Here is a 20183-nt window from a genome sequence, read left to right on the forward strand (position 1 = left end):
TCTATTTCTCCCGTCTGCGGGTCATGCTGCACTCTCGACGTCCAGATCGAGAGCAGAACGTGGCGATTTGGCCTGCGCCAGCAGCGAAACGAATTCGCAGGCTCTCGCTGTGCCTGTGTGGGCTGCCAGGATGAGCGCGTGCGCTTGTCTGGCCATGGCAAGCCGGGCGCTATTGGATTCCGTGGACAGGATGCCGGTCACGTCTTCAGTCTTGCGCGCTGTGTGGATCGTCCGCCCCGGAAACAGGCTTTCCAGTCCGGCCCAGAAGTCGCTGATGATCGCCGTGCCGCAGGCCGCCGCCTCGAAGAGGCGCACGCTGGGGGACCAGCCGGCCGCGATCATGGAACTGCGCGTGACGTTCAACGTGTAGCGTTGGCGGCTATAAAAGGCCGCGTGGTCTGCCGGCGGCAGGTGCTCGATGCGATCGACATTGTCCGGCCAGACGATGTCGCGCGGATATTGCGAGCCGGCCACGACGAAGCGGCGCTCCGGCATGCGACGCGCCGGTTCGAACAACAGCGCCTCCAGCGTCGCCTGGCGGTCGGGGCTGTAGGTGCCGAGATAGCCGAGATCCCAGCGGATCGGATCACCCGTTCCGTGATGCCGTTCCGGGTCAACGGAACAGTAGAGCGGCTCGGCACGCCTTGCGCCAAATTCCGCCGTCAGACGGGCAAGCGTCGGCCCGCCGGTGAAGGAGAAATAGATGTCGAAATACGGGACCTGCCGCTTGGCAATGTAGTCGCAATCATCGGCCGAAAGCTTTGCCAGCGTGACCGGCGTGTCGATGTCGTAGAAGCAGAACCGACCCGTGCACAGCGACGCCACGACGTCGATGACTTCAGGGCCTTCCGGAACGAAGGAGCCGACGACCACGATATCGGCCTCGCGCAGGCAGCGCGCAAAATTGCAGCGAAGATCATCAGTCGTTTCATAGTAGCGCAAGGCGCAGAAATCGGGATCGCGCAGGTCCCGGTGGCTTGCATACCACGGCACGTCGCGCTCGAGAAAGGTGACGCGATGGCCGAGCTCATGGAGGCCTTTGAGCAGGCCACGAAAGGTCGTGGCGTGGCCGTTTCCCCAGGACGAGGACAGAGACAGGCCGAGAAAGACGATGTCGAGCGGCTTCGTCATTCCGCGGCCTCCACGGTCGGGCGCTCGAAATGGCGCCTGAAAACGGCGTCGGCCAAAACGGCCCGTGTCGTATAAGTATGTTCGCCAAGCACGCGTCGAAGCGCAGATGACCCGATCGTCTTGGCCCGTTCGGCCGTAAGGTTTCGCATGATCTCGGCGACATCCTCACCGTCGCGCGCGACCAGGATTTCCTCGCCTGGTTTCAGGAACAGCTCGACGCCGAGCCAGGCGTCGGTGATGAGGCATGCGCCGGCGCCTGCCGCCTCGAAAACGCGCGTCGCCGGCGAAAAGCCGTTGGCCGCCATACTGTCGCGGCTGATGTTCAGCACCGCCTTGGCCGTGACGTTCAGTGCATTGTGGTCACGCGTGCCGACATGGCCGAGCCACCTGACATTGGCGGGCATCTGCTTGTCGCCCCAGCCCGACCCACCGAGCAGGAAGCGCTGATCGGCCAAGTGGCTGGCGGGCTCGAGGAAGAAGGCCTCGACGCGCGCCTCGCGGTCCGGCAGCCGGTTGCCGAGAAAGGCGAGATCGCAGGCAAAGCGCATCTCCTTGCCGACCGGATGATGCGTTTCCGGATCGAGTGCATTGTAGATCGGCACGCATTCGGCGGCGCCCATGGCGCGGTACGCCCACACCACCGGGTCGCCCCCGCCATAAGTCAGCACGAGGTCGATTTCCTGTAGCGCACTATGCAGCGGATGGTCAGGCTCGTCGCGCAACTGGCCAAGCGTTGCCGGCGCATCGACATCCCAGAACACCGTCAGCGCGTCGGCGCGGGCGTGATCGAGCACCGCACGCAACAGCGCGTCGTCGGCAAAACCAACGCCGCTTGCCTTGACGACGATGTCTGCCTCGGCCGCCCGGGCCGCCACCTGCATCAGCGCATTTGGGGTGGCCTCGTAGACGACGACGGTGCACCAGTCCGGCGCTTCGATGTCGCGGTTCTTCTGGCGATCGTAGACGTCCGGCTCATAGAAGGTGATGTCGTAGCCGAGCCTGGCCAGAGCCTTGAGCAGTCCGCGGTAATAGGTGGCCGCGCCGTTCCAATAGGACGACAGCAGGCTCGACCCGTAAAATGCGATCTTCATTCGGCGGCCTCCTTTGCAAGGATCGTGTCGGCGGCTTGCCGGTGCCCGCATTCGGCGAGCACGCCGAACAGTTCATCCGCCCGGTGCCGGCATGTGTGCCGCGAGCGAATGGTCTCGAGGCCCGATGTCGCCAGAGAAGCGGCGAGATCCGCATCATGCAGCACGGCGCGGAGATGATGCCGCATCTCGAAGCCATTGTTTGCAAACAGGAAATCGGCGCCCGGCCTGAACAGACGTTCGACATCGGACCAGGGCGCCGAAACGAGCGGAATGCCGCAGGCGAGCGCCTCGAACATGCGGATGGTCGGGATGCCGGGGAGGCTTTGGCGGTATGGACGCCGCGGGATGTGCACCGTGATGCGGTTTGCTGCGAACGCCTTCGGCACGTCGGCGTTGGCGATCCAGCCTTCGTAGTGCAGGCCGGCGGCCGCAAGGTCGGCGAGCGCATCCCGTGGATAGCGGACGCCGTGGACGGTGCCGCTCAGGCCGAGCTCATACACCGGGTCGACCAGGAATTCCCTGATTTCGGTGCTGCGCTCGTCGTCGCCCCAATTGCCGATCCAGATCAGGTCGGCGCTGCGTTCGATTTCAGGATGTGGCCGGAACAGATGGTCATCGGCTGCCTCGTGCCAGGTGAAGACCCGCTTGCCCCATCCGGCGCGAAGATAGCTTTCCCGCAGCGCTTCGCCGAAGGCGAGCACTCCGTCGTAATGTTCAAGCTGCAAGGCAGAAATCGCTTGCGTGGCCGAGATGGCGCGATGGTGCGTGTCGTGGAACAGCAGCGTGAAACGGCTGCCAGTCGCTTTCGCCCTGCCCAGGCGCGCAATAAGGTCCGGCTCGGTCCACTCGTGCACGATCACCACATCGGCATCGGAGATCCAGGCTTCGTGGTCGAAGGCGGCATCGTAGGTCACCGGCATCAACTCGGGGAAATCCTTCCTGAATCGCTCGATCGCAAAGGACCCTTTCTCGGCAACCAGGTTCGACCGGCTCCAGCCTTCGGCGGGCTCCAGCGCGATCGCCTGGTGTCCGCGCGCGACCAGCTCGCGCATGATGCCGCGCAGGAAATGTGCGTTGCCGTGGTTCCAGTCGGAAACGATCGAATGGGTGTAGAATAAAAACCGCATAATCAACTATCCGCCATGGTGGCCAGGGCCGCCTTGTCGTAGACGCCGCGCATGGCGGTCGCTTGTCTTGCTAGCGAAAATCTGCGGCTTCGGCGGGCCGCCGCTTCACCGAGCTCTCGCCGGCGCTGGGCGTCGCTGCAAAGATCATTGATGCATCTGGCGAGATCGCGCGGATCGCGCACGTCGTAGAACATGGCGGCGCCGTCCCACAATTCGCGATAAGTCGCGATATCGGCGAGCACCAAAGGCGTTGCCGACATTGCCGCTTCCAGCGTGGCCAGGCCGAACGGTTCATAGAGCGACGGCGAAACGAAGATTCCGGCCCGCGCCATCAACGAGCGCACTTCCTCATGCGGCACCGGCCCGACGGGAACCGCGTGACTGAAGCCAACATGCTGGCCCTCCGGCCCTTGCAGCGAACCTGCGACGAAGACTGGCCATTGCGTCAGGGAGGCGGCCTGGTCCAGCACCGCCGCGTTCTTTCCTTCATCCCACCAGCGCGCAGCGGCGAAAACGACCGATTCCCGCCTTTCGCTCTTCGGGCCGGGCCGCGCGCCATTGCCGACGACACTCAGGCGCGCGATCGGCCCGTAGCAGGTTTCCAGCATGGCGGCATGGCTGCGGCTCGGCGCAACGACCATGCCTGCTTTGTCGAGACCGCGCCGGTTGCGGTCCTTCTGCCAGATCCATTCGCCGTCCGCCGCCTGTCCCTTGACGACATGGAACCATGTCACCACGCAGGAATGCGAGACCGCTACGACGGGGCAAGGCACATCGAGCCCCGCAGCCTGCGTGGGCGCGTTGAGATGGACGACGTCGATGGCGTAGTCACGTATGAGTGGGTGCAGCTCCTGCTGCAATGCGTCGAGGTCGTGCTCGTTGCGGGTCATCCAGTCGGGCGGCGTGTTGAGCCATGTCAGCGCCGCGAAAGACTGGGCCTCCTCGGCCTGCTGCCTGGACGGTTCCGGACCAAGCCCGGCAAGCACGACGCTGTCGCCGCCGGCGACCAGTTGCCTGGCCAGATCGAGCGCATAGCGCCAGACGCCGCCAACGGCATCGACGGTCATCAGGATGCGCCGCGGCGGGCTCAGTGTCCGCAACATGTGGCCTCCAATTCGGCCAGCGGACGCGGACGCTTCTCCTGGATGTCGCTGAACGTTCGGAAGGATGCGAGGTAATGTTCATGCGCGCGCTCCCAGGCGAGGTCGTCGGGCTCGCCCCAAAGCTCGCGATAGCTTGGCGAACTCGGATAAGGATAAAGCGGCACCGGCTCGTTGGCCCAAACGCCGTTGTCGATCAGGTGCTTGCGCCAATAGTCGACCAGCGCGGGATCGTCCTCGACCACACCGATCAGATTGGCCTGCACGAACGGCACGTGGCGCCTAGCGTCGACCAGCAACGCCGCCAGTTCCTCGGTGCCCAGCCGGCAGCGTTTTGCCAGCATGGCGCGGCCTTCCACCGTCAGGCTTTCGAGGCCCGCTTCGATCGAGACGCATCCGGCGGCACCGAGCAGTCTCAGCAGCTCCGGCTTCCAGAGGTCGATGCGAGTCTGCACGCCGAACTTCACATCGCGATCGACCAACGCCTCCAGCAACGCCTTTTGCGGCAGGAAAATCTCGTCGATGAAGTAGATGTAGCCCACGCCCTGTGCGATGAGCCGATCGATCTCCGCGATCACTGCTTCGTGGTTCCGGCGGCGGTAGGCATCGCGGAAATCGATCTTGGCGCAGAAGCTGCAATTATACGGGCAGCCGCGCGACGCTTCGACCTCCGCTCCGAAACCGACCTGATTGTCGTCGAAGCGATGGTGGTGGTGCGAATGCGCGGCAATCCAGTCCGACGGCCATTCGAGCGGTGGGTGATTGATGAACGAACTCGCATGGGCGCCGCCGTTCGAAACCAGTTTTTCATGCTCGAAATGGGCGGTGGACGGCACCGCGCTCCAGTCGTCGCGCAGGGCAAGTTCCGCGACCACTTCCTCGCATTCGCCGCGCACGACAATGTCGACCCCAAGCTTGCGCAATGTCGGCGCCGGCGTCGCCGAGCCATGCGGGCCGACGGCGACGGTGCGGCCGCCGTGGCGGGCAAGACGGTTGAGGAAATCGGCCGGCACGCGCAACTCGGGCGGTGCGCAACGCCAGAACAGATAGGTCGGCGCGGTGCTGACGACGGTCATGCCAGGCTCGAAGGCGGCGACGCGATCAGCGAGCGCGGCGTTGTCGAGCTTCTGGATCTGCCCGTCCAGCATCAGCACCTCGTGGCCGGCGGTTTCTAGCAGGGCTTTCGAATAACCGAGTTCGAGCGGCAGATGCGGCTGACGGCAGCCGAAATAGATGCTGTCCTGGTATGTCCAGGACGGATTGACCAGGGCGACCTTCATGCCACGTACCTCGCCGGTTCGGGACGCGGGTCGATGCGATGACGCTGCAGCCAGTCGGCGAGGTCACGAATACCGTCGCGCCAAGAGATGTGCGCTCTCCACCCCAGCGCAGCGGTGATCGCCCGCGTGTCGGCGACGAAGAACGGTTGGTCGCCAGTGCGTTCGCGGTCGTAACGGATCGAAACGTCCCGTTTCGTTATGTCGCGAATCTCCTTCAGCAGCATGCGCAGGCTGACGGCGTTTTCCGGTCCGCCGCCGAGGTTGAATGCCTGGCCCTTGATCGTCTCGATCCGGTCGAGCACGGCGCGATAGGCCGCGACCGCATCGGAAACATGCAGGATGTCGCGCACCTGCTTGCCGTCGCCGTAGATGGTGATCGGCCGGTCGGAGAACGCGCTGAGCAGAAAATGGGCGACCCAGCCCTGATCCTCCGTCCCGAACTGGCGCGGTCCATAGATGCAGCTCATGCGCAGCACCGCCGTCGGCAGATCGTATGACTTGGCATAATCGAGAACATACTGGTCCGCCGCGCCCTTCGAGCAGCCATAGGGCGTGCAGAAATCGAGGCCGCGCGTCTCGTCGACGCCGTGCGCACGGATGCCCGCGTCGCAAGGCGCGTATTTGCCGTCCTCTTCTCGCATTGCGAGGTCGGCGAGGCGGCCATAGACCTTGTTGGTGCTGGCGAAAACGACGGGGATGCGCTTGCCGCTGCGGCGGGCGGCTTCCAGGACGTTGAACGTCCCGCGCAGGTTGATTTCGAAATCCTCATCCGGTTGAACCAGACTCGTGGTTACGGCGGTCTGCGCGGCAAGGTGGAAAACCGCCTTCGAACGTGCCACCGACGGCGCGAGCGCCTCCGCGTCGCGGATATCCGCTATTTCGACGGTGAGGCGGTTGCCGTGCTTTCGCGTCAACCATTCGAGGTTCTGCTCGACGCCGGGACGGCTCAGATTGTCGATGACCAGCACCGGCTCGCCGTCCGACAACAGGCTGTCGGCGAGGTTCGAGCCGATGAAGCCGCTGCCGCCGATAATGGCGACGGGCGCTTCGCGAAAATTGCGTGAATCCGGTCTCATGATACCAGCCCTCGCGCTTCGAGTTCCCGCTTCATCTCGGCGCTGCGATCGATGGCAACCGTGTTACGCACCCATGCGACGAAATCCCCGAGCGAATGCTCCAGCCGGTACTGCGGCTGGAAGCCGAGCAGTTCGCGCGCCTTCGAGATGTCGGCAAAGCAGTTGCGGATATCGCCGGAGCGTGCCTTGCCGAGGATTTCCGGCGGGCGGCCAGGCACGCCCATCGCTTCGGCGAGCAGCCGGGCGACTTCGCTGACCGCATAGGCCCGCCCGCTGCCGATGTTGATGACGTGGCCGCGCGCCTGGGGCTGTTCCAGCGCCAGCCGGAAGGCGCGGGCAACGTCGCGTACATGAACGAAGTCGCGCTTCTGTTCGCCGTCTTCGAAAATCAGCGGCCGCTGGCCATTTGCGATGCGCGAGGCGAAGTTCGCCAAGACGCCGGTATACGGGTTCGAGAGTGCCTGTCCGGCGCCGAAGACATTGAACAGGCGCAGCGCGACCGCATCGACGCCATAGGCTTCGCCGAAGATCAGTACGGCGCGCTCCTGAGCGTATTTCGTCAGCGCGTAGATCGAGGCGAGATCGACCGGTTTTTGCTCGTCGGTCGGCAACGGCGACAGGACTTCACCTTCCGGCGACAGGGGATTCCATTGGCCGCTGCGGATATCGTCCGGCTGCCGTCTCGCATTGTCGATGCGCCGGCCATCCGGCGTGGCATAGAGACCCTCGCCATAGACGCTCATCGACGAAGCAACGACGATACGTTCGATCGGGCGTTTGATCAGCACTTCCAGCAACGTGGCGGTGCCGAGGTCGTTGGCGCCGACATAGCGGGCGATCTCGTACATGGACTGGCCGACGCCCACTTCAGCCGCCAGGTGAATGATCGCGTCGACATCTTCGACTGCCTCTGTGACGGCATCGCGATCGCGAACGTCGCCTTTGATCAGCTTGGCGCCTGGCGGCAGGCTGATTGCCTCGCCGCCATGCACCTGGTCCAGCAGCGCATCGAGAATTGAAACCCCATAGCCATGTTCAACGAGTTCCTGGGCGACGTGGCGGCCGATGAAACCGCAGCCTCCCGTGACCAGTATACGTTTCACGACAACTCCTCATACGAATGGCTTTGCCGCCCCAAACTTCCGGGCGAAAGGTTTGTTCCCTTGCTTCAACAAAGTTCCCGGAACGCCGTGTGATCGCGAAAGTGTCCCGGCCGGCTTGGGCTGGGGACGGGAACATCGAAGCGCGCTTGGTGTTAGGAGCCATATTCGACTGACCGCGCGCACATGCCGACAGCGATGCATCTGCTGGTTGTGTGAAGGCAGACCGGCAACGCGGGGGTCTCGCGGTCTGCGGTGGAATCGAAGGGAGATTGCGATGTCTGAATCGAAGACGACCACCGATCATAACGAAATCCGCCGCTGGGCCGAGGACCGCGACGGGCGGCCGGCGGTGGTTCGCACCAAGGGCGAGGGCGGCATACTGCGCATCGACTTCGGCGAGCCTGAAGAGACGTTCGAGCCTGTCGAATGGGACGAGTTCTTCAGGATATTCGACGAGAACGAACTGGCCTTCCTCTATCAGGACGAGACCAGCGGCGGGAAAACCAGCCGTTTCAACAAATTCGTCGAGCGCAGCCGGAAAGGCTGACCGCGTCTAGTTGCCGGCAACGGCCGCGGTCAGTGCAGCAGGTTCGCTCCACGTGCCCTGACGATGTTTCGCATGATGCCGTTGAGCCAGTCCTCGGTGGAGGAGCCGGATCGTCTCCTGTCGATCTCGCCGATGGCCTGCTCGAGCGTTCGCTCAACCAGCCGGTCGGAAGCATCCATGTCTCCCAGCAGCAGGCGTGCAGCGAGCCTGAGCTTGGGCAGCAGTGAAAATACGTCGTCCGAGGGCTCCGACGCTCGACCTCCTTTCGATGCAGGCGTCTCGGCTGGGAAGAGAGCATCGAAAACAGCCTGGCCGTCCGAGGATTTTCGGAGGCTGCTGGCATACCGAAGGCGCTCAGGAATAACGATGTCTTCATCGCCGCTGAAAAACACGAACGGCACGCCACGGCGCATTAACTCGTCGGCGATCGGGAATACCCGTCGTCCGTTGAGATTGACGTCCAGGATCGCGGCCTCCGCCTCGTCCGTATGTTTCGATGCCTGTTCGACCGTCGCCACTGGGCCAAGCACGACGGCGCCCATCTTGCTGAAGTAACGTGCAAGATCGCCCGCCAGCATCCATTCGTCCTCGACGATCAGGATATGCAAGCCTTGCAGGTCGCGCACCTCATTGTTCCTTCTTCCTGCGGGATTTACGGCTGTCGGCGCGGACTTCTGCAAAATGGCGGGCCAGGACCTCTTGCAACCGTTCCGCGAGCGCGAGCAGGCGAGGCGGGATGTTTTCAGATACCGGGAACCTGGTCAGATCCGGCGAGGGCAACAGGATTCGCTTGGCCGGCTTTATTTCAGGTGGTCGTCTTGCCATTGGAACCGCCTCCGAAGTCAAATGTTAATGCCACCGGCGGTGCTTTGTTCCGTTATTGGACTATTTACTGGCCTCAGGCTCGGCCCGGTCTTAGTCTGAGGCGTGATTTGGGTCTAAGGGCTTGGCGTGGCATCCCAGAATGGAAGATTTCCCATAGTCGGCGTCGGTGCATCGGCCGGCGGCATTCCCGCGATGGAGGGCCTGTTCAAAGGACTGACCGGCGACACCGGCATGGCGTTCGTCGTCGTCACGCATCTCAGCCCGGAGCGGGAAAGCCTGCTGCACGAGGTCATCCGACGTTATACCGAAATGCCGGTCTTGGTGGCCGAGGAGGGCGCGGCGGTCCAGCCCGGCCAAGTCTATGTGATGCCGCAAAACGTCGTCCTCACCATCCGCAAGGGCGCGCTTTCGCTGCGCCGGCCGAACACGCTCAACCGCGAGCGCAAGCCGATCGACATTTTCTTCAGCGCATTGGCCGAGGACCAGGGCGAGTATGCCGTCGGCATTATCTTGTCGGGTGGCGATTCGGACGGCACGCTCGGCGCCAGGGCGATCAAGGAGCATGGCGGGCTGACGATTGCCCAGGCCTCCAACGGTTCCGGCCCGCGCAATCCGGACATGCCGCAGAGTGCGATTTCGAGCGGCCTGATCGACATAGCGGCGCCCGCCGAGCAGATCGGGGCAAAGCTTCAGGCGTTTGCCCGCGGTTTCGATGTGCTGAACGGACTGACCGAAGCCGACGACGAGCACAAGGCCGAGATGGATCAGGCCCGCGATGAAATCTACGCCATTTTGCGCAGCCATTCCGGTCACGACTTTTCCGGCTACAAGACCAAGACTTTTCTGCGTCGCGTAAAGCGGCGCATGCAGATAACGCAGCTGCAGTCGATCACCACCTACATAGAACGGCTGAAAAGGGATCCGGACGAGGTGGCGAAGCTGTTTCGCGACCTGCTCATCAACGTCACCAGCTTTTTTCGCGACGCCGAAGCGTTCAAATTGCTGGAGAAAAAGATCATACCGCAGATTTTCGAAGGCAAGAACGCCTCCGATGCCGTGCGTGTGTGGGTGCCCGGCTGCGCCACCGGCGAGGAGGTGTTCTCGATCGGCATGCTGATGCGCGAGCGCATGGAGAAGCTTTCCGCGCCGCCGCGCGTCCAGATATTCGCGACCGACATCGATGAGCCGGCGCTCGCGGTGGCGCGTGCGGCACGTTATCCAGAAGCGCTGCTGCACGGGCTTTCGCCCGAGCGCAGGCAACGCTTTTTCCACAGTGACGGCGAGAGCTATGTGCTCGGCAAGGAGGTGCGCGAACTGTGCATCTTTTCCCCGCACAGCATTATCCGCGATCCTCCCTTCTCGCGCATCGACATGATTTCGTGTCGCAACCTGCTGATCTATTTCGGCCCGCAAATCCAGAACCGGGTCATTCCGATCTTCCATCACGCGCTGAGGCCGGGCGGCTACCTGTTCCTCGGCAACTCGGAAAGCATCGGTCAGCACGGTGACCTGTTCGCCACGGTCGACAAGAAGCAGCGGATATTCCAGGCGCGGGAACATGCCACGCCGCGGCCGCCGGTCCTGATCGGCAATGGCCGCACGGGTGCCCTTCCGGTTGGACGCGGCGGCTCGAAGAAGGATGCGGCCAGCCATTCACTGCGCCAGGCGATCGAGGCTCAGGTGCTGGAGCGGTTCGCCCCGCCTCACGTTCTGGTCAATGGCGATGGCGACATCGTCTACTATTCGGCGCGGACGGGCAAATATCTGGAAGCGCCACAAGGCGCCCCGAGCCGGCAGTTGCTGACCTTGGCCCGCCGCGGGCTGAGACTGGAACTGCGCGCCGCGTTGCGGGAAGCAGCCACGACGCGCCGCACGGTCGTGCGGGAGAACATAGCGGTCGAGGAAGACGACGGACAGGTTCAGTTCATTACACTGACGGTCGAGCCATACACGGAACGCAGTAATGGCGAGCCCCTCTACCTCGTCCTGTTCAATCCGGTGGGACAGGCCCAGATCCGCTCCGATCCGACACGGGAAAGCCGCGGCACCGAAGATGCGGCCTATCTCGAACGGGAGTTGCGCGACACTCGCGAGCGGCTGCAGTCGACAGTCGAGGAATACGAAACCGCGCTGGAGGAAGTAAAATCTTCGAACGAGGAACTCGTCTCCGTCAATGAAGAGGCACAGTCGACCAATGAGGAGCTTGAGGCCTCGAAGGAGGAAATGCAGTCGCTCAACGAAGAGCTCAACACCATCAATGCGGAACTGACCGGCAAGATAGAGGAACTCGATCGCGCCAACAGCGATCTCAGAAACTTGTTCGAAAGCACGGAAATCGCCACCATCTTCCTCGACCGCAACCTTGTGGTGCGGACCTTTACTCCCGCCGCGTCGTCGTTCTTCAACTTGCGTCCGTCCGATGTCGGCCGACCGCTGACCGATCTTTCGAGCCAGCTCGACTACCCCGAGTTGAAGCGGCACATCCAGGCGGTGTTCGAGACGGGAGAGACCCTGAACCATCACCTTGCGCGCGACGACAAGGGCCGGTTCTACCTGGTTCGCATCAACCCTTACCGGGACAAAAGCGGCAGCATCCAAGGCGTGGTCGTGACCCTGATCGACGTGACGACGCTGGCGCAGGCTGAAGAGCGTCAGCAAGTGCTCATCTCGGAGCTGAACCATCGCGTCAAGAACATGCTGGCGGTTGTCGCCAGCATCACCAACCGGACGCGTGAATACTCGGCGTCGAAAAACGAGTTCGCTGAAGCCTTGATCGGCCGTCTGCATGCAATGTCACGAGCCTACAGTCTGCTCTCGCGCGAAAGCTGGACGGAAGCCTCCGTCGAGGAACTGCTGCGCCAGGAGCTTGATCCCTTCGGGGCCGAACGGTTCGAGCTCGATGGCAAGCGGGTAAGCCTCAAGGCTGTACAGGGGCTTTCGTTCGGCATGGCAATCCATGAACTGGCGACCAATGCCGCCAAATATGGCGCACTGTCGAAGCCTGCCGGGCGGATAATTGTGAAATGGTCGGTGGTGGATGGAACCTTCAAGCTCGTCTGGCGCGAGAAGGGCGGCCCCCGCATCAAGGAGCCAACCGACAGCGGCTTCGGCCTTACCCTTCTGCGCGGAGAAATCGGCTACAGGCTGGGCGGAAAAGTTGAAACAAGTTTCCGCTCAAATGGTTTGGAGGCGGAAATTGCATTCCCTCTGACCCGCGAGGGCTCGTCGTGACCGGAAAGGTGCGTGTGCTGATCGTCGAGGATGAATGGCTGATCGCCGACGACGCGGCGGCTTACCTGCGAAAAGCCGGCCATCAGGTGGTTGGACCTGTTTCGTCGGTGACGGCGGCACTCCGGCTCGTCGGCGAAGGCGGGATCGACGCCGCGTTACTGGATATCCAGCTGAACGACGAAACCAGCTACCCGATTGCCGAAGCGTTGCGGATGCGTGGTGTTCCGTTCGCCTTCCTCTCAGGCTTTGGCGAACGGGAAATTCCGGCCGGGTTCCGCGCCTGCAGGATCGTGCAGAAGCCGGCGAGCCAGAGTGCGATCCTGAATGCCGTAGATGAACTCGCGCGGGCTTCCTGAATTCCTGGCATTCCAGCGGCTTGTCGGTCGGGCGTGGCGTGGTGCCAGCCAGCCGTCGCCGGCCAGCGTATCGCCGGCTTCGATGCAGATTTTCCATCACGCTGCCGCCGAACCTGTGGCAGGCCGCATTGCTCCGCCATTGCGAGCCAGACCCCATGGCCGGCCTATGGCAATATCCGCACCGGTACCGATTTGACTGCCGGAACATGAGCCTTCTCGGCTCTGTGCCACAAAGGAACCAGCGGGTTGAGCTCGGGATAATAACCGGCACAATTTCCTTCCGGAACCGAGAAAGGCGTGATGCGCAGCCCGCGCACGCGGCGCTCCACACCATCCTGCGCATTGGCTTCGAGATCGACCTCCTGTCCCGCGCTCAAACCGAGGCGCTGGATGTCCTTTTCGTTCATCAACAGCACCATGCGTGTGCCGCTGATGCCACGCAGCCGGTCGTTGTAGCCGTAGACGGTCGTATTGAACTGGTCGTTAGAGCGGACCGTGATCAGTGTCAGCACATCGCGGCCGGCGACATCGATGTCAGGATCGGTTTCAAGGCCACTTGGCAGCTTGAAATTGGCCTTCTTGTTCGGCGTCTCCCACACCCGTTTGCTGGCCTTGATGTCGCGATGAAACCCGCCGGGCGTCAGGAAGCGCTTGTTGAAGTCGCGGAAATGTTGGGGGTAGCAGCGCTCGATCTCGTCACGGATGCGGGAATAATCCCCAACCCACTCATCCCATTGGATCGAACTCCTGCCTGGCACCGTCGCCTTGGCAAGTTCGGCGACGATCCTGGGCTCGGAAAGCAGATGTGACGAAGCCGGAGGTCGCGATCCGAACGAGCCGTGGATACAGGCGGTGGAATCCTCGATCGACACCCTTTGGTCGCCGCTCGCCTGATGATCTCTTTCCAGCCGTGACAGGCAAGGCAGCAGGTAGGTTGTCCGGCCGGCGATCAGATGGCTGCGGTTGAGTTTGGTCGCGATCTCGACATGCAGGTCGAGCCCACGCCAGGCTTTCTCGACCAGGCCGGTTTCCGGAACGGCCCGCACGAAATTGCCGCCCAGCCCGACGAAGCCCTTGACCGATCCGTCGATGACGCCTTCGCAGGTTTCGACCGTATCGAAGCCTTTTTCGCGCGGCGGTTCAAAGGCGTAGAATTCGGCGAACTTGCCGAGCGGGACGAGCTCGGGTTTTTCCGATATGCCGACGGTGCGCTGCCCCTGGACATTGGAATGGCCGCGCAGCGGCGAAATGCCGGCGCCGGGTTTTCCGATATTGCCGCGCATCATCAAAAGGTTGCACAGCATCTGGACGTTCTCTGTGCCGTGCCGATGCTGGGTCAGGCCCACGCCGTAATTGCCGATCACCGCGTTGGAATGGCTGTAGACCTCGGCGACATGCTCCAGATCGGCTTGCGCAATGCCGGATCGTGCGACGATATCGCTCCATGAGGCGCTGCGCAGGAAGGCGTCGACCGCGGCGAAGCCATGCGTATGCTCGGCGATGAAAGCCGTGTCGAGGACACGCGTCCTGCCGCTTTCTCGGGCGGCGTCGTCGAGCGCCAGCACCGCCTTGGCGATGCCCGTCATCGCGGCAATGTCGCCGCCGGCGCGAATCTGGAAGAAGTCGCTGGACATTTTGGTGCCCGGTCCGGGCGACAGCATGTCAACGGGATTTGCGGGTTCTTGAAGCGCTTCAGTCCCCGCTCGGGCAAGGGATTGAAAGTAAAGACGGGCACGTTGCGTTGACGTGCCTCTTGCAGCGGATGCAGCAGGCGCGGCGCTGTCACCCCGGTGTTGTGCCCGAAGAAGAACATCATGTCGCATTTCGCAAAGTCTTCGAGCTGCACGGTCCCGACCGGCGAACCGATCGATTCCGGCAAGCCGACCGAGGTCGATTCGTGGCACATGTTGGACGAATCGGGCAGGTTCGAAGACCCATATATCCGCGCAAAGAGCTGGTACATGAAGGAAGCCTCGAGCGAGGCCCGGCCAGACGTGTAGAACACCACCGATTTTGGATCGAGCCGCTGCAGCTCGGCAGCTATGTCGCGGAATGCATCTTCCCAGGAAACCGGCTCGTAACGGTCGACGGCGGCGTTGTAGCGCATGGGCTCCGTAAGCCTGCCCTGCTTCTCCAGATCGTGGTCCGGCCAATCGAGCAATTCCGTCACCGGGTGCTCGGCGAAGAAAGCGGGTTCGCAGCGCAGCTTCGTCTGCTCCCACATCGTGGCCTTGGCGCCGTTTTCGCAGAACTCGAAAGGCCTCGGCTGGGCTGGCTTTGCCCATGAACAAGACACGCACATATAGCCGTCGGCCTTGTTCTGCTTGAGCAGCGTGCTCCATATCCCGGACAACAGCAGGCCTTCGCCACGCGCCTTGCGGACGAGGGATTTAAGCGATCCTCAGCCGCCTGTCGGGTGGTCGTATCTCTTGGTTTCGATGCGATCGGTTACGGCGGGTTTCATGCAAGCCACTCCCTGTAAGAAGAGCATTCATAAGAACCCGCCGTAAGGCTGAATGTTCCGGGCCGGGTCCCTACCGTCACACCGTTCCGTCTCGCCGGAACCATATCCGCCATCGTTTGTTCGGCTCGAAGAAAGGAGTCGCGCGAAATGGAGCGACGTAACGCGTTAATTGCGATGGTGATTTCGGCCATCATCATCGTCGGCTTTCTCATAGGCTTTTTGTACGGCGATATGGGCTGGCAGACGTCGCCGCTCAAACGAGCCCCTGAGCAGAACCAGGGTGGCAATGCTCCGGCAGATACCTCGCCTGCCGCCGGCATCAAGAAGAACCCCAAGGAAAATACCGAAATGCCAGGCCAGCAATGAGTGAGACTCAGCAATGAAGGTAGGCAATGCCACGAACTGAAACGGGGTCCTGTTTTTGCGGCGCCATAACGGCGGAGATGCGCGGCGAGCCTTTCTGGATTTGCTCCGATCACGATGACGACTGCCGCAAGGCGATAGGAAGCCCTCTGACGGTGTGGGTTGGTTATCGGCCTTCTGAACTCACTTTGCTCACCGGCATACCGAAGACCTTTTCGAAAACCCCCGGCGTGCTCCGGTCCTTCTGTGCGGATTGCGGAACATCTATCGGCTATGTTGACCAGGGCCTGCCCGACGAACTCTATCTGGCGATCGGTTTTCTCGACCACCCCGAACGGTTTCCGCCACAAGCTCACGCATATTGGGACATGAGGCTGCCCTGGGTCGACTTTCCAGACGACCTGCCGCGGGTGGCGACGTATTCGAGGCGGCGCGATCCGGCGTTCGGAAATCCGGCAGACCGATAGACTACTGCCCGCCTGCAGGTGGAAAACGTACCGTTCGCAGCTTCGTACGAAAACGACAATTGGCGCGCGGCCGAAAACGCGCAATTATCGGCTAATGGGCCGCCGTTTGGATGACAAGCTCGATTGCAAGGCGTGCGGGACGATCCTGATGGAGATTCCCGACAACGCGAAGGATTCGACGCCGATCCATTGCAGCAATTGCGGCGCCTATCTCGGCGAATGGGGCGATCTGCAGGAGGATTTCTTCAGGCAGGCATTCGGTGCCCAGGCCTTCGATCTGAACAACGGAAACATCATCAAGAAATAATCCTGGATCCCGCCGGCCCCAAGCCACGGCCTGTGGACCCGGCTCGTTGCGGCAATCACCGTTAGTGTCGGACCCTCGGGAACCTTTCTCCCGAGCCGCTTGTTTGGGTGGCGGAAGGAGAAACGCCATGAGCACAAAACCTCCCCCTGTGCCGCCGAAGAATCTGAGCCCAAAGGGCGCCGGTGACAAAAAATCGATAGCAGCCGACCAGGCACCGCAATCTGCCGTTCCGGATCCCGACAAGCAGGGCCAGCAAGGCAATACGAGGGTCAACACCACCCATCAAGGCAACGTCCAGGATCGCTAGGTCATGTCCACGTCGAAGAAGACTCCTGCCAGCATCCGCCAGGGCGGTCCCGGCGCCGCGCACGAAAACGCCAAGAAGCCGCTGAGCGTCGAAAAGCCGCCGGCCGACTCCGACCGTCGCAGCCACAGCAAGATCTCCGGCGGCGGCGGCGAACGCGACAGCCACCATACCCACGACCCCGAAAAGAAAGGCGACACTCGGCCCGCGCATCAGGACAAGTGAAGTCGGGCGGCGACGCGACGATCGGCGGGGTCGAGCGAAGTGTCAGCGGGGACGCCGCGCCGAGGCGAACGGAACGACATTGTCGACATTTACCACGGGCAAATCGAACAACATCGGAAGCCCTCGCGTCGCGGCCATCTCCACGATCAACTCTTCGATGGAGTGATTGGTCAGACGCGTCTCGACGCCCAGCCGGATCATCGCCGCCAGCTTGTGCACCGGCACCGGCACGGATTTCGCCCGGTCGTCGAGCAGCTTGCTGATTTCGATCACGACGTCTGCGTCGATATTCCTGGGCAAGTCTCGCATAAGTGCCTCCCCGCCAAACGAAACGAAAAGCCCGCCGCACCTTTCGATACGGCGGGCGATCCAGTAATGCGTACCGGCGAGGGGATCGGGGTGGGCGTGCCGGCGCGCGCAGATCGCAAGTAATTTTAGTTAAATCCGTCAACTTCGACGTGTCACGGAAAAACGTCTGTACGTTTTTTACCGAACCGCGCGGATCGTTAGCTGTCCCCGCCGTCGCGCGGCGCGGCAGCACAGATGGCGCGATCCTCCGCCCCCCGGACAGCGAACTCAAACAGTATACATTATACACTTAAAACATCTTGCCAGGTGATCCAGCCTGTGCTCCACTTGAGCCGGGAACATGGCTGACAGGTGGATTTCTGCCGATACGTGGCTGCATTTCAACGGTACGACCGCGAGAACACAGCCTCAAACGATATACGAAATCTCCGCATGGGAAGGCGTGGATGACGGAAACGATAGAGCTCAAACGGGTTGGCGAGGGCAATCTGCGTGCCCAGGTCTATCAGCAGATCCGCCTGACGATACAGCGCGGCGAACTGGCGCCCGGCCGGAAATTCGTCGACGTCGATATTGCCGCCCAGCTCGGCATTTCCAGAATGCCTGTCCGCGACGCGTTGATGCAGTTGGTGCATGAAGGCTATCTCGTCGGCACGACACGCGGCTTCACACTGCCCACGCTTACCGCGACGGATGTCGCCGACATCTTCGAGGTCCGCCGCTTGCTCGAGCCGCGGGCCGCCGCACACGCCGCACGGACACTTGACGCCGTTGGCCTCAAGACGCTGGCAGCCGCGCTTCGGGAGGCAGAGGCAGCGGCCGCCGCCGGCGATGCTGACCGCTTTTTCCAGGCCAACTCGGCATTCAGGAATTGTTGGCTCGGTGCCGTCGAGAACGAGCGCCTTTCACAAACGATTGCCCGCTTCGCCGACCACGTGCTCGTCGTCCGTTTAAGGACGCTGTCGCACCAGCCGACGCAGGCCGTTATCGTTGCCGGCATGCGCGCCATCTACGAGGCATTCGTCAAGCGCGACGCCGTCGCCGCTTACGACCGCATGACCCACTTCATTCAGAACGCCGAGGAGCGTTTCATGAAGCTGAGCCCACCGTCTCAACATTCCACCGGCGAAGGTGAGAGCATGTCGCAGCGGGGGAAATCATGATCAGGAAGCAGCACCCGCTGAAAGGGCCGAACAGGTTCAAGCTCGGCGTCTTTTCCATGAACGCCGATGGCGGCCTGGCAATGACCACCGTTCCCGAGCGCTGGCGTGCCCGCTGGGAAGACAATCTCAATGCTGCCTGCGTCGCCGATCGCGCCGGCCTGGAGTTTCTGCTGCCGATCGCCCGCTGGCGCGGCTTCGGCGGTTTGACGCATGTGCGGGAATGGTCGTTCGAGACTTTCACCTGGGCGGCGGGTCTTGCTGTCGCCACGGAAAACATCGGCCTGTTCATGACGGTGCATGTGCCGCTGGTTCATCCGCTGCAGGCTGCAAAAGCGCTGGCGACGGTCGACCACATCTCCAATGGCCGGGCCGGCTTGAACATCGTCTGCGGCTGGAACCCGGACGAGTTCGCCATGTTCGGGCAGACGGTCGGCGATCGAACCTACGATCAGGCCGAGGAATGGATCAACATCATCGTGCGTGCCTATCAATCGAGGGAGCCGTTCGACTTCGGCGGAGAGTTCTATGATCTGAAGGGGGTCGTCAGCCGCCCGCCAAGCCTGCAGGCGCCACGACCGGTGACCATGAACGCCGCCTTCGGCGCGCCGGGGCGCAACTATGCAGCGCGCCACTGCGACTATTTGTTCTCGACTTTTTCCGAAATCGCCGACGGCCGTGCGCATGTGGTCGACATCACAAACCGAGCGGCCGAAGTCGGACGCGAAGTCGGCGTCTATACGGTCTGTCACGTCGTCTGCCGGGAGACCCAGCAGGAAGCCGAGGACTACTACCGGCACTACGCGCTGGAATGCGCGGACGAGGGTGCGGTCGACGAGCATATGCGCAAGAAGAAGGAATTCGCGAACTCGCACGATGCGAAGGCTTTCACCGAATATCGGCAAAGGTTCGCCGGCGGTGCCGGAACGTTCCCGCTCATCGGCACGCCGGAAAAGATCGTCGACGATCTCACTGAGATCATGGACCAGGGCTATTCCGGCGCCGCCCTTACATTCGTCAACTACACCTACGAATTGCCCTTCTTCTGTGACCGCGTGCTGCCGCTGATGCGTCAGGCCGGGCTTCGAGTAAATTGATGCCGGCGGCCGCCATTCCGACGTGGGTGCATGGGCACGACGCCATCAATCCGCGCGCCTTCAAGCAGGCGATGCGGGCCGTGGCGGGCTCGGTCGCCGTCCTCGCGTCGGAACATGACGAGATCGGTTTTTGCGGCATCACGGCGACGGCTCTCTGCTCGTTCAGCGCCGAGCCGCCGTCGCTGCTGGCCTGCGTCAACCGCGGCAGCACCTTTGCCTCGGCCATTCGCGAAGGATTGCCGTTTTCGGTCAATCTTCCCGCCGGCGACCAGGAGAACGTTGTACGTGCCTTTGGCGGCATGACCAAAGCCAAGGGCGCCGCGCGGTTCTCGTCCGGATCATGGGTGCGTGGCGAAACCGGCGCGCCCTTGCTTGTCGGCGCGCGTGCAATGTTCGAATGCCGGGTGGCCGAAATCATTGTGCGGGCGTCGCACATGATCGTCATCGGCATCGTCTCAGGCGTCGCGCTGGATCGCGCTGACCGGTCGCCGGTCTTCTATGCGCATGGGCGGTTCCTGACAGTAGGAGATGATGCCAACTAACCGCCGTTCACGCGGCGGCGGCGCAGCGATTGCAATTTTAGATCGACCCGATCATGGGCCAGATCATGGGCGAACTAT

General features: G+C 62.4%; 21 protein-coding genes and 1 pseudogene. 11 read left to right on the plus strand and 11 right to left on the minus strand.

Going from position 1 to position 20183, the window contains the following annotated elements; genetic code table 11:
• Positions 1–21: 21 nt before the first annotated feature.
• From NKJ94_RS19400 to NKJ94_RS19430, 7 genes are read right to left on the minus strand one after another with little or no spacing between them, the layout of a single operon-like run.
• Positions 22–1131 carry a CgeB family protein gene (locus NKJ94_RS19400; RefSeq protein WP_352527125.1) on the minus strand — a complete coding sequence of 370 codons (1110 nt, stop codon included), beginning with the start codon at positions 1129–1131 and terminating at the stop codon, positions 22–24.
• The gene (locus NKJ94_RS19405) at positions 1128–2222 is read right to left on the minus strand and encodes a CgeB family protein (RefSeq protein ID WP_352527126.1); all 1095 of its coding nucleotides are present in this window, start codon (positions 2220–2222) and stop codon (positions 1128–1130) included. Before NKJ94_RS19405 ends, NKJ94_RS19400 begins: the two co-directional genes overlap by 4 nt.
• Positions 2219–3349, minus strand: a complete 1131-nt coding sequence (locus NKJ94_RS19410; protein WP_352527127.1) for a CgeB family protein — start codon at positions 3347–3349, stop codon at positions 2219–2221. The genes NKJ94_RS19405 and NKJ94_RS19410 overlap by 4 nt, the downstream gene beginning before the upstream one ends.
• 2 nt (positions 3350–3351) lie before the next feature.
• Entirely contained in the window at positions 3352–4452 is a 1101-nt protein-coding gene (locus tag NKJ94_RS19415; RefSeq protein ID WP_352527128.1) for a glycosyltransferase family 4 protein, read from the minus strand.
• Positions 4437–5729 (minus strand): TIGR04295 family B12-binding domain-containing radical SAM protein, encoded by a 1293-nt coding sequence (locus NKJ94_RS19420; protein WP_352527129.1) that lies wholly within the window; start codon positions 5727–5729, stop codon positions 4437–4439. The genes NKJ94_RS19415 and NKJ94_RS19420 overlap by 16 nt, the downstream gene beginning before the upstream one ends.
• A complete protein-coding gene (locus NKJ94_RS19425; RefSeq protein WP_352527130.1) occupies positions 5726–6805 on the minus strand; it encodes an NAD-dependent epimerase/dehydratase family protein in 1080 nt (359 codons plus the stop codon). The genes NKJ94_RS19420 and NKJ94_RS19425 overlap by 4 nt, the downstream gene beginning before the upstream one ends.
• Complete coding sequence (locus NKJ94_RS19430) at positions 6802–7908, minus strand: NAD-dependent epimerase/dehydratase family protein (protein ID WP_352527131.1); 1107 nt, start codon at positions 7906–7908, stop codon at positions 6802–6804. The genes NKJ94_RS19425 and NKJ94_RS19430 overlap by 4 nt, the downstream gene beginning before the upstream one ends.
• Before the next feature lie 274 nt (positions 7909–8182).
• On the opposite strand from NKJ94_RS19430, the gene NKJ94_RS19435 reads away from it, so the two are divergent.
• Positions 8183–8455, plus strand: a complete 273-nt coding sequence (locus NKJ94_RS19435) for a hypothetical protein (RefSeq protein ID WP_352527132.1) — start codon at positions 8183–8185, stop codon at positions 8453–8455.
• A gap of 29 nt (positions 8456–8484) precedes the next feature.
• Here NKJ94_RS19435 and NKJ94_RS19440 read toward each other — a convergent pair whose 3' ends face one another.
• Both NKJ94_RS19440 and NKJ94_RS19445 read right to left on the minus strand, forming a co-directional pair.
• Entirely contained in the window at positions 8485–9063 is a 579-nt protein-coding gene (locus NKJ94_RS19440; RefSeq protein WP_352527133.1) for a response regulator, read from the minus strand.
• Positions 9064–9082: 19 nt separating this feature from the next.
• Entirely contained in the window at positions 9083–9280 is a 198-nt protein-coding gene (locus NKJ94_RS19445) for a hypothetical protein (protein ID WP_352527134.1), read from the minus strand.
• Positions 9281–9406: 126 nt separating this feature from the next.
• On the opposite strand from NKJ94_RS19445, the gene NKJ94_RS19450 reads away from it, so the two are divergent.
• Both NKJ94_RS19450 and NKJ94_RS19455 read left to right on the plus strand, forming a co-directional pair.
• Entirely contained in the window at positions 9407–12511 is a 3105-nt protein-coding gene (locus tag NKJ94_RS19450) for a CheR family methyltransferase (protein WP_352527135.1), read from the plus strand.
• 14 nt (positions 12512–12525) lie between these two features.
• On the plus strand, positions 12526–12867 hold the full coding sequence (locus NKJ94_RS19455; RefSeq protein ID WP_352527136.1) for a response regulator: 342 nt from the start codon (positions 12526–12528) through the stop codon (positions 12865–12867).
• A gap of 164 nt (positions 12868–13031) precedes the next feature.
• Here the strand turns inward: NKJ94_RS19455 and NKJ94_RS19460 are convergent.
• Positions 13032–15331 (minus strand): annotated as a pseudogene (locus NKJ94_RS19460) (FdhF/YdeP family oxidoreductase).
• A gap of 147 nt (positions 15332–15478) precedes the next feature.
• Here NKJ94_RS19460 and NKJ94_RS19465 point away from each other — a divergent pair.
• The 5 genes from NKJ94_RS19465 to NKJ94_RS19485 all read left to right on the plus strand — a co-directional run bounded on the left by NKJ94_RS19465 (position 15479) and on the right by NKJ94_RS19485 (position 16997).
• The gene (locus NKJ94_RS19465) at positions 15479–15697 is read left to right on the plus strand and encodes a hypothetical protein (RefSeq protein ID WP_254818791.1); all 219 of its coding nucleotides are present in this window, start codon (positions 15479–15481) and stop codon (positions 15695–15697) included.
• A gap of 26 nt (positions 15698–15723) precedes the next feature.
• Positions 15724–16161, plus strand: coding sequence for a GFA family protein (locus NKJ94_RS19470; protein ID WP_352781703.1), 438 nt, complete (start codon positions 15724–15726; stop codon positions 16159–16161).
• A 148-nt stretch (positions 16162–16309) separates the two neighbouring features.
• Positions 16310–16468 carry a hypothetical protein gene (locus tag NKJ94_RS19475; protein WP_352527137.1) on the plus strand — a complete coding sequence of 53 codons (159 nt, stop codon included), beginning with the start codon at positions 16310–16312 and terminating at the stop codon, positions 16466–16468.
• 127 nt (positions 16469–16595) lie between these two features.
• Complete coding sequence (locus NKJ94_RS19480; RefSeq protein WP_352527138.1) at positions 16596–16775, plus strand: hypothetical protein; 180 nt, start codon at positions 16596–16598, stop codon at positions 16773–16775.
• 3 nt (positions 16776–16778) lie between these two features.
• Positions 16779–16997 carry a hypothetical protein gene (locus NKJ94_RS19485; protein ID WP_352527139.1) on the plus strand — a complete coding sequence of 73 codons (219 nt, stop codon included), beginning with the start codon at positions 16779–16781 and terminating at the stop codon, positions 16995–16997.
• A 42-nt stretch (positions 16998–17039) separates the two neighbouring features.
• Here NKJ94_RS19485 and NKJ94_RS19490 read toward each other — a convergent pair whose 3' ends face one another.
• Positions 17040–17306: a hypothetical protein gene (locus NKJ94_RS19490; RefSeq protein WP_352527140.1), complete on the minus strand. Its 267-nt coding sequence runs from the start codon at positions 17304–17306 to the stop codon at positions 17040–17042.
• 446 nt (positions 17307–17752) lie between these two features.
• Here NKJ94_RS19490 and NKJ94_RS19495 point away from each other — a divergent pair, with 446 nt between their 5' ends.
• From NKJ94_RS19495 to NKJ94_RS19505, 3 genes are read left to right on the plus strand one after another with little or no spacing between them, the layout of a single operon-like run.
• The gene (locus NKJ94_RS19495; protein WP_352527141.1) at positions 17753–18469 is read left to right on the plus strand and encodes a GntR family transcriptional regulator; all 717 of its coding nucleotides are present in this window, start codon (positions 17753–17755) and stop codon (positions 18467–18469) included.
• Positions 18469–19563, plus strand: coding sequence for an LLM class flavin-dependent oxidoreductase (locus tag NKJ94_RS19500; protein WP_352527204.1), 1095 nt, complete (start codon positions 18469–18471; stop codon positions 19561–19563). The genes NKJ94_RS19495 and NKJ94_RS19500 overlap by 1 nt, the downstream gene beginning before the upstream one ends.
• Positions 19563–20105 (plus strand): flavin reductase family protein, encoded by a 543-nt coding sequence (locus NKJ94_RS19505; protein ID WP_352527142.1) that lies wholly within the window; start codon positions 19563–19565, stop codon positions 20103–20105. The genes NKJ94_RS19500 and NKJ94_RS19505 overlap by 1 nt, the downstream gene beginning before the upstream one ends.
• Positions 20106–20183 lie beyond the last annotated feature (78 nt).

Origin of the sequence: Mesorhizobium sp. M0060 (genome assembly GCF_040323155.1) — a bacterium.
GTDB lineage: Bacteria > Pseudomonadota > Alphaproteobacteria > Rhizobiales > Rhizobiaceae > Mesorhizobium.